Below are 10,296 nucleotides of genomic sequence, written 5' to 3' on the forward strand. Positions count from 1 at the left end.
CTAATTCTGTTAATGGTGGTGAGGTATTAGTGACTAAATTAGATTCCATTGGAACCATTGAGTGGGTAAAAACTTTTGACGGGCCCGGTGCTGAAGGCGGAACTTACATAGAGCAATTACCCGACAGTGGTTACATTGTTAATGCTTTATATGATGGTGGCTTATATTCTAAAAGCTGGCTTTTGCGGCTTGATGCAAATGGCGATTCACTCTGGACAAAAGTTTTTTCTGCCGGAGTTGGGGGTACTCAGGTTTACTTTGGAAATAGCCTGGCCACACTAAATAATTCGATTTATGGTTTAACAGGTTCTTTTCAACCTGTTCCCATAACAATCCTTAGTCCTTATTTTATTGGAACGCTTAGCAATGGAATTTTAGTCGCCAACAAAGTTTACAATTATTCAGTTTATAGCAGCGGTCTCGCGCAATTAATAAAACCATTGACAATGGTTTTATAATGGCTGGTGGTATTCAAACTTCCTCATCAACTTATGATGCTTATGGACAAGAACCTATGATAAATCAACAAGCGATGCTGCCATGGATGTGAAACAAACTACTGACAGTGGATTTATTGTGGTCTCTATTATTTATGATACTATAGTTTATAAGTATAATATTTATTTAATCAAGACGGATACTGCAGGTGATACAATATGGACAAAGCAATATTTCAGCCAATATGAACAAGTAATTTATTCAGTACAACAAACAATTGATAACGGATATATTATGACCGGATATTCAAATACAGCAGTTGGAAGAAGCTTGTATTTGATAAAGACAGACTATACAGGCAACACACTGTGGACAAGAAGGTATAACCCAAACATTAATAATTACGGCTATTTTGTTCGGCAAACCAAAGATGGAGGATTTATTATTTGTGGGGCAACATCCACAGGAAGTTACATCATCAAAACAGACAGCCTTGGCATGGTAGGCAACGGCACAGGTATTGCCGAAGTAAATAATCCTTTCGATTTCAGTGTTTATCCAAACCCTTCATCCGGTAATTTTACATTCGAGGTTAAAGGAATTCCGAGAAAAAATGCTAACCTAAAAATTTATAATGTCCTTAATCAAACTGTTTATACCGGCACATTGAGCAGTTATAAGAAAGAAAGCGTTGACCTGCATCATCTGCCCAACGGAATATACATAGCCACGCTTTATTATGGTGCAAGAACAATATCAGAAAAAGTAATAATTCACAAATAACATCTTATCTTTTAAAAAAGCCAACAAATGAAAAAGCTATCCAACCTAATTACCACATTGCTGATGCTAAGCATCACAGCACCCCTTCAGGCACAAATGAAAAACTGGTTTATGGCACCCAATAAAGTGGATGTGCAAACCAACACCGTAGTAGTTACACCTATTGCAGGTAGCCCGGCCACAGCCACACAGGTGGCCAACGGTGTGTATGATACAGGGAATAATCTTGTTTTTTATATTGCCGATGGAACGGTGTATGATTATAACAACACTGTCATTGGTACTATTCCTTCAGGCGGCACAGAAGTGATTATTGTTCCTTTTGGCACCAACGACAATACCAACACAGCGCATTGCAGCCGCAAATACAATATTTTTTCTACATCAGGCGGTGTTACCAGCAATGTGGGGCTTTACCGTTCGGTATTGGATATGAACAGTTATTCCATATCAACCACTGAAATTAACAGCATACCATTTGGAGCCGAGTTTGGAGCCATAGCTGTAGGGCTACCACAGCCTGTTACTAAGGAGCGTTACCTTTATTTTATGGCAGGCTCAGGGTATGGCAGCAATTCAGGGTTAATCAGGAAGCTTATTATTGATGATAATGGAACGGTAAGCGCTACTGCCGTTGATGTATATCCTACTGCTACCGTTACCAATCCGCTAGCTGGAATTGATGTGTTTTCGCGTGAGATTGATTTATCGGCAGACGGACTATGGCTGGGCTGGGCAAGCTATGCTCCGATAAATTTAAACGGGCTTACCACCTACCGCTATCATTACATAAAGCTGAATGCAACTGGCGATTTGGATGTAGGCACCTATGGTGCCAACGCTTACCAGGAATTTAATCGCGGTCTTTCATCAACCTGGTTATCACACTATAATTATTCCGTGGCAGGTTTTCGTGGAGTAGAGTTTTATCAAAATAGCAACACCACAAAACTTTTTGTAGGGGCAGGCACTGACGGTATTTATTCCGTGGATGTTGCCATTCCTTACAATGCTAATCAAAACCCAACGTTTGTAGCTGGTTCTCCAGATTATGGTTTTTCACAAATAGAACTTGCTTACAACGGCAATATGTATGCAAGTTCAGGTAACCTAAACATAATTGGTGCTTTTAATCCGGGAGGTGCTCCTCCACAAATTCTTGGCTTACCCACATCCTTTAATTTCACCAATCCGCCAAAAGCAATTTATACGCTTGGCGGAGCTAACCCTAACAGTACATTTTACACTTTACCCGACCAGCTTGATGCACAAAACTATAGCTTAATAACACCAGACCCAATAACACAGGTAGTAACCACGCATACATTGAATTACCCTGACAATTCAAGCACCAACCAAACCGCTACATGGAGTTATGGTACATCAAACAATCCATTGGGAGTAAGTGTACCAATACACGTAACAGGAGAATTGCGCATACGGCAAAATTCCAACCTCATTATTTCCGGCATGACGTTTAAATTTAGTCCGGAAGCAAAGGTTATTGTAGAGCCCGGCAGCACGCTAACACTTACAGATGGTACGTTGTTAACCTCAAACTTTATGGGCGACCCATGTAATGTAGCCTATACCTGGCAGGGCGTAGAAGTATGGGGCAGCCAGAGTAATCAAAGTCAGAATATACTGCCGCTTGCAGTGGGTAAGCTCACCATTAAAAATAATTCAACAATAGAATATGCAATATGTGGTGTCCGCGCGCAAAAGTTTTATAACCCTGCCGTGAATTTACACAGAGGCGGAATTATTGTTGCCACTACCGGTGCTACATTTAAAAACTGCATCATGGATGTGGAGTTTTTGCCTTATGTAAATTTATATAATGGCAAGAATTATGGCAACAGGAGTTATTTTACCGGAGTAAATTTTATAAACGATATTAACTATACTTTTTCAAATACACCGCAACATGTATATATAGATGGTTGCACAGGCATAAGTTTTTTGGGCTGTCAATTCAACAATCATAATTCAGTAGTAATGTTTAACAAAAAAAGTATGGGAATCAAATCCATGAATGGTAATTTCACTGTCAACAGCGGTACATCGTTTAATAACTTATATAGGGCCATTGAAGCACGAAGTACCGGAGTACCTGTTACCTTTACTGTGGCAAACAGCACTTTTACCAATAATCAAACGGGGATATATACCAGCTACGTCAATAATTTCAAACTGCTGTTAAACACATTTAATGTAGGTGGAAATCAAATGACCGGAGCCACAGTACAGTTAGGCATACAAAACATGTATGGTACAGGCTTCACTATTGAGGAGAATCATTTCAACAAGTCATCCAACTCAGCATTCAATCCTTCAAAATTTGGGATAGCCAGCTATCAAACCGGCACATCGAGTAATCAGATATATAAAAACACTTTCAACGAAGTTAACTTTGGAAACTATGCATGGGGCATCAACCGCAGCAGTACAAATCCAAACTTCCAGGGACTTCAATACTTATGTAATGAGAATACTCAAAACGTAAATTACGATTTTTATATATATACCTCAGGCGAGACAACGTGGGATGGCATCAGGTTGAATCAGGGCAGCTTGCAAAGTCCTGCGCGAAACACTTTTTCTGTAGGCGGGGTAAATCAAGGGAATGATATTTACAATTTTTCACCAGCACAGCTAAGTTATTATTACCAAACCGGCAATACACAGCAGACTCCGGTAAGTACGTATAAGGTAACAACAATTCCAATAAGCGGAAGTGAAACATGCCCATCCAATCTGTGCGATCCACCTTGTGCATTGAGGCCCTTAGATGAGGTAGAGCTATCACAGTTGTATATGGAATATGATTCTGCCGAGACGGCCTATTTGAATTTACTCTATACATATAATACGCTTATGGATGGTGGCAGTACAAACAATCTGCTGACACAGATACAGCAAACATGGTCCACCGAGGCAACAACATTACGAGACGAGTTGTTGTTATTGTCACCTTATGTATCGCAAGAGGTTTTGCGTGATGTTGCAGGCACAGGCATACTGCCACCAGCCATGCTATTGGTAGTATGTATGGCCAATCCTGATGCAACAAGAAGCGAAGATTTTTTAGACTATTTGCAATATGATATACCATCACCCTTGCCAGCATATATGATAGCCGCCATTGAGACAACGTGGGATGTAGGCACCTCGCGCACAGTAATGGAAAACACACTAGGCGACTACAATGAAAAAATGGCATTGGTGTCAAACAAGATATTATCAGATTTAAATTATAAGAACAACCAAACTATTGAAGAATCGAATCCGGGCGACACCACCAATATTTCACAACAAATAAATTATTGGTTAAATCGGATTCAAACTCTGGAGGCAAAATATGAGATGGCAGAACATTACTTTGAAGAGGGCAGCTATGCATTGGCAGAAGATGTTTTACTATCCATACCACTATGCTACCGATTGACAGAAGCAGAACAACAAACCTTAACGAGTTACAACTACATTTATGAATACAGAAAGAATCTTTTAGATTCTGGAAAAAACCTTTCCATGCTCGATAGCAGTCAGATCAATGAGTTGATTTTATTTGCAAATAACAACGCAAATATAGCCGGAAGCATAGCTGAAAACGCACTATGTTTTTATTATGATATATGTACACAGGATAATTATGATACCACAGGTACAGGAAACAACAGACAAATGCGAAATACAAATATTCCTGCAGCGCATTTTCAGGAGGTGCAAGATGTAGTGGCATGCAGGGTGATGGTTTTACCGAATCCAGCAACTGACAAGGCAACATTTCAATATAGCATCAACAGCTTAAAAGATAAACCAGAGTTTGAGATAAGAGATATGACAGGACGAGAAATAATGAAGGTGAGGATAACAGAAAAAGAAGGTGTAATAGAATGGCAGACAGTTGTTGTTAAAAGCGGTATGTATTATTTTAGTATAAAAGCAGGTAGTAAAACTTTGGCAAGAGGGAAGTTGACGGTGAGAAAATAAAAAGATAGCATCCTCATAGGAGAGTGAAACAGAAGTCATTCTCCTATGAGGATAAAACTGTAAAGAAATAAAAAAGTGTAGTTACAATGGAATAACATTATTCAATCAACCAAATATGAGTAAAAAACAACTAAAAAACATACGAGCAGTCCTCATTCTATTTATTATTTTGTTGAACACCATAAAAGTGCAAGCCCAAAACACTTTTGAAAAAATTATTGATACGTTAGGCTGTTACGGAGTTCTATGTATTCAGGAAACTTTTGATGGGGGATATGTTTTTACAGGCACTAATTCTGTTAATGGTGGAGAGGTATTAGTGACTAAATTAGATTCCATTGGAACCATTGAGTGGGTAAAAACTTTTGACGGACCCGGTGCTGAAGGCGGAACTTACATAGAACAATTACCCGACAGTGGTTACATTGTAAATGCTTTATATGATGGTGGCTTATATTCTAAAAGCTGGCTTTTGCGGCTTGATGTAAATGGCGATTCGCTCTGGACAAGAGTTTTTTCTGCCGGAATAGGTGCTACTAATGTTTACCTTGGAAATAGCATGGCTGTGCTTAATAATGCTATTTATGGACTAACAGGATATTTCACACCGATTCCATTTTCGAATGGTTGTGCTTATTTTATTGGTGCTTTAAGCAACGGACTGTTAATAGCTAATAAAGTATATAATTATTCTGCTACTTTAAGCAGCGATGCAAGGGCTATTGATAAAGCCTTTGATGGCGGTTTTATTATGGCAGGAGTTATAGGCATGTCATCATCCACAGTAGATATTTATGTTTTACGCACCAATGCTTATGGCGATACATTGTGGACAAGAACCTATAATAACTCAACTACAGATGTTGCTTTTGCGGTTCAACAAACTGAAGATAGCGGTTTTATTATTGCAGGTGTGACTTACGATACAACCTTATTGCCACCTAAATATAATACCTATTTAATCAAGACTGATTCAATAGGAGATACGCTATGGACAAAACAGCATTATAGTTTAGAACCCACAGAAACTTACTCAATACAGCAAACTACAGATAACGGCTTTGTAGGAACAGGCAGGATTGTAAATGGTAATCCGCTTAATTCAGATGTACATTTATTTAAAACAGACTCATTAGGCGATACATTGTGGACAAGGCAGTTTGGCGATAGTTCGGCAGATGATGGCTATTTTGTGAGACAGACAAAGGATGGCGGATATATTATTTGCGGTACAGCAAATATACCCAGCACCTTGCAAGTTGGAGCCTACATCATCAAGACAGACAGCCTTGGCATGGTAGGCAACGGCACAGGCATTGCCGAAGTAAATAATCCTTTCGATTTCAGTGTTTATCCAAACCCTTCATCCGGCAATTTTACCATTCTGTTCAAAGGAATTCCGAGAAAAAATGCTGAACTAAAAATTTATAATATCATGAACCAATGTGTTTATACCGGCACATTGAGCAGCTATAAAAAGGAAAGTGTTGACCTGCACCATCTGCCCAACGGAATATACATAGCCACACTTTATTATGGTGCAAGAACAGTATCAGAAAAAGTAATAATTCACAAATAACATCTTATCTTTTAAAAAACCAACAAATGAAAAAGCTATCCAACCTCATTACCACATTGCTGATGCTAAGCATCACAGCACCCCTTCAGGCACAAATGAAAAACTGGTTTATTGCACCCAATAAAGTGGATGTGCAAATCAACAACGTAGTGGTTACACCCATTGCAGGTAGCCCGGCCACAGCCATTCAGGTGGCCAACGGGGTTTACGACAGTGGCAACAACCTTGTTTTTTATATAGCCGACAACAAAGTGTATGACTACAACAACACCCTGCTGGGTACAATAATTACAGGAGGGGCAGAGGTGATTATTGTTCCTTTTGGCACCAACGATACCATTACCAATTGCCAGCGGAAGTATAATATTTTCAGCACCTGGGGAGGAGGCAATAGTATTACGGGTTTGTATCGGGCAGTAGTGGATATGAATAGTTTGTCGGTAGAGACATTGGCAGATGCCTTGGTGGAGGTTCAATTTAGCGGTGTTGTAAATACGGAGTTTGGAGCCATTGCCTTAGGTCTTCCGCACGGAGTAGATCAGGAGCGTTATCTTTATTTTATGGCAGGCTCGGGTACGCTAACTTTAGGGCCATCGGGCAGTGGGCAGATCCATAAAGTAATAGTAAACAATGACGGCACGGTGACGGTTCCTGTTAATACATCACAAGTATATCCAACCACACCGCTGGATAATGATGGGGCACGAATTTTTTCTCGCGAGTTGGAACTGTCTGCCGATGGAAAATGGTTGGCCTGGGCAAGCTATGCAAAGGGAAATTATGGAGGCGGTTTCCCCACCCAAAACCGGTATCATTATTTAGCATTAGATGGCAACGGAGATGCAGATGTAACAGCTTATGGAGCCAACGCTTACCAGGAGTTTAATCTTGGGCTTTCTTCAACCTGGCAGAATTATTATAATTATTCTGTGTCAGGTTTTCGCGGAGTAGAATTTTATCAAGATGGCAACACCACCAAACTTTTTGTAGGTGCAGGCACTGACGGTATTTTCTCTGTGGATGTAGCTATACCTTATAATACAAATCAAATATCAACCTTTGTGATAGGATCAAATAATACCAATCCATCGGCATCCTTCGGATTCTCGCAAATAGAATTAGCCAAAAACGGTTACATGTATGCATCTTCTTTAATGGGTGGAAGTTTCGGCAAGAACATTGGAGCGTTCGACCCTAACATTGTACCACAACCTGTAATGTTAACAGGGAATGAGCCATTTGCATTACCCAATCCTCCCAAGGCAGACTATACACTAGGAGGTGTAAACCCGAATAGTACGCTTTACACCCTACCCGATCAGATAGACGGGCAGGATTATAGTTCGATAACACCATCTGTTGCACCACAAGTAGTAACCACGCATACATTGAATTATCCTGCCAATGCAAGCACCAACCAAACCGCTACATGGAGTTATGGTACATCAAACAATCCATTGGGAGTAAGTGTGCCAATACATGTAACAGGAGAATTACGTATAAGGCAAAACTCCAACCTCACTATTTCCGGTATGACGTTTAAATTTAGTCCGGAAGCAAAGGTTATTGTAGAGCCCGGCAGTACGCTAACACTTACAGATGGTACGCTGTTAACTTCAAACTATATGGGAGACCCATGTAATGTTGCCTATACCTGGCAGGGTGTAGAAGTATGGGGCAGCCAGAGCAATCAAAGTCAGAATATAATGCCGCTTGCAGTGGGTAAGCTCACCATTAAAAATAATTCAATAATAGAATATGCAATATGTGGTGTTCGTGCGCAAAAGTTTTATAACCCTGCCGTTAATTTACACAGAGGCGGAATTGTTGTAGCCACTACCGGAGCTACATTTAAAAACTGCATCATGGATGTGGAGTTTTTGCCTTATGTAAATTTATATAATGGCAAGAATTATGGCAACAGGAGTTATTTTTCCGGAGTAAATTTTATTAACGAATAACTATATTTTTTCAAATACACCGCAGCATGTATATATAGATGGTTGCACAGGCATAAGTTTTTTGGGTTGTCAATTCAACAATTATAATTCATCAGTAATGTTTAACAAAAAAAGCATAGGAATCAAATCCATGAATAGTAATTTTATAGTTAACAGTGGTTCATCGTTTAATAACTTATATAGAGCCATTGATGCACGAAGTACCGGAGTACCAATTTCCTTTACTGTGGCAAACAGCACATTCACCAATAATCAAACGGGGATATATACCAGCTACGTCAATAATTTCAATCTGTTGTTAAACACATTTAATGTAGGTGGAAATCAAATGACTGGAGCCACAGTACAGTTAGGCATACAAAACATGTATGGTACAGGCTTCACTATTGAGGAGAATCATTTCAACAAGTCATCCAACCCAGCATACAATCCTTCAAAATTTGGTATAGCCAGCTACCAAACCGGCACATCGAGTAATCAGATATATAAAAACACTTTCAACGAAGTTAACTTTGGAAACTATGCATGGGGCATCAACCGCAGCAGTACAAATCCAAACTTTCAGGGACTTCAATACTTATGTAATGAGAATACTCAAAACGTAAATTATGATTTTTATATATATACCTCAGGCGAGACAACGTGGGATGGCATCAGGTTGAATCAGGGCAGCTTGCAAAGTCCTGCGCGAAACACTTTTTCTGTAGGCGGGGTAAATCAAGGGAATGATATTTACAATTTTTCACCAGCACAGCTAAGTTATTATTGCAAAACCGGCAATATGCAGCAGACCCCTGTAAGTACGTATAAGGTAACAACAATTCCAATAAGCGGAAGTGAAACATGCCCCTCCAATCTGTGCGATCCACCTTGTGCATTGAGGCCGTTAGATGAGGTGGAGCTATCACAGTTGTATATGGAATATGATTCTGCCGAGACAGCCTATTTGAATTTACTCTATACATATAATACGCTTATGGATGGTGGCAGTACAAACAACCTGCTGACACAGATACAACAAACCTGGTCCACCGAGGCAACAACATTACGAGACGAGTTGTTGTTATTGTCGCCTTATGTATCGCAAGAGGTTTTGCGTGATGTTGCAGGCACAGGCATACTGCCACCTGCCATGCTATTGGTAGTATGTATGGCCAATTCTGATGCAACAAGAAGTGAAGATTTTTTAGACTATTTGCAATATGATATACCATCACCCTTGCCAGCATATATGATAGCCGCCATTGAGACAACGTGGGATGTAGGCACCTCGCGCACAGTAATGGAAAACACACTAGGCGACTACAATGAAAAAATGGCATTGGTGTCAAACAAGATATTATCAGATTTAAATTATAAGAACAACCAAACTATTGAAGAATCGAATCCGGGCGACACCACCAATATTTCACAACAAATAAATTATTGGTTAAATCGGATTCAAACTCTGGAGGCAAAATATGAGATGGCAGAACATTACTTTGAAGAGGGCAGCTATGCATTGGCAGAAGATGTTTTACTATCCATACCACTATGCTA

The 10,296-nt window shown here is 39.7% G+C and carries 6 protein-coding genes; all 6 read left to right on the forward strand.

The annotated features are described in order from the left end of the window. Window positions 1-458: hypothetical protein (locus V9G42_00505; protein MEI2757890.1), on the forward strand; the 458-nt coding region annotated here is incomplete at its 5' end. An 82-nt stretch (window positions 459-540) separates the two neighbouring features. Continuing rightward, a complete protein-coding gene (locus V9G42_00510; GenBank protein MEI2757891.1) occupies window positions 541-1,221 on the forward strand; it encodes a T9SS type A sorting domain-containing protein in 681 nt (226 codons plus the stop codon). Between the two features lie 27 nt (window positions 1,222-1,248). Beyond that, window positions 1,249-5,217, forward strand: a complete 3,969-nt coding sequence (locus V9G42_00515) for a T9SS type A sorting domain-containing protein (protein MEI2757892.1) — start codon at window positions 1,249-1,251, stop codon at window positions 5,215-5,217. A gap of 115 nt (window positions 5,218-5,332) precedes the next feature. Next, a complete protein-coding gene (locus V9G42_00520; protein MEI2757893.1) occupies window positions 5,333-6,796 on the forward strand; it encodes a T9SS type A sorting domain-containing protein in 1,464 nt (487 codons plus the stop codon). Window positions 6,797-6,822: 26 nt separating this feature from the next. Then, complete coding sequence (locus V9G42_00525) at window positions 6,823-8,757, forward strand: hypothetical protein (protein MEI2757894.1); 1,935 nt, start codon at window positions 6,823-6,825, stop codon at window positions 8,755-8,757. 97 nt (window positions 8,758-8,854) lie between these two features. Further along, window positions 8,855-10,296: hypothetical protein (locus V9G42_00530; protein ID MEI2757895.1), on the forward strand; the 1,442-nt coding region annotated here is incomplete at its 3' end.

Source organism: Bacteroidia bacterium (assembly GCA_037045145.1).
GTDB lineage: Bacteria > Bacteroidota > Bacteroidia > AKYH767-A > OLB10 > OLB10.